At 70.3% G+C, this 575-nt stretch carries 1 protein-coding gene; it reads left to right on the plus strand.

The window, feature by feature from the left end:
- Positions 1-575, plus strand: a 575-nt coding sequence (locus tag GT030_RS13760) for a replication initiator (RefSeq protein WP_346009635.1), incomplete at both ends; no start/stop codon positions are given.

The following is a 575-nucleotide window of genomic DNA, read 5'->3' on the forward strand; positions in this document are numbered from 1 at the left end:
TACTTCACGATCTACCTGCGCCGCGAGATCGCCCGCATGGCCGGCCTCACCCAGAAAGCCGCCCGCGAACAGTCCCGGATCTCCTTCGGCAAGGTCGCGGAGTACCAGAAGCGCGGCGCCGTGCACTTCCACGCCGTGATCCGCTTCGACGGACCGGACGGCCCCGACACCCCGCCCCCGCACTGGGCGACCGGTGACCTCCTCGACGCCGCGATACGCGCCGCCGCCGCCCGCGTCGCCGTGGACGTGGACCCGGCCGGGGACCAGCCGGCCCGCACACTCCGGTGGGGGGAACAGATCGACGTGCGCCCGATCCGTGCGTTCGGGGAGGGTGCCGAGATCACCGAACAGGCCGTGGCCTCCTACGTCGCCAAGTACGCCACCAAAGCCGCCGAAACAACGGGAACCGTGGATCGCCGGATCGGCAACAAGGAAGCGCTGAACCTGCTCGACGTGCCCGACCACCCGGCCCGGCTCATCGCCGCGTGCCTCGACCTCCACCCGCTCTACCCGGACCGGAAGTTACGGGACTGGGCTCACATGCTCGGCTTCCGCGGCCACTTCTCCACCAAGTC

This window comes from Streptomyces sp. SID1328, from assembly GCF_009865595.1.
Lineage (GTDB): Bacteria > Actinomycetota > Actinomycetes > Streptomycetales > Streptomycetaceae > Streptomyces > Streptomyces griseoluteus.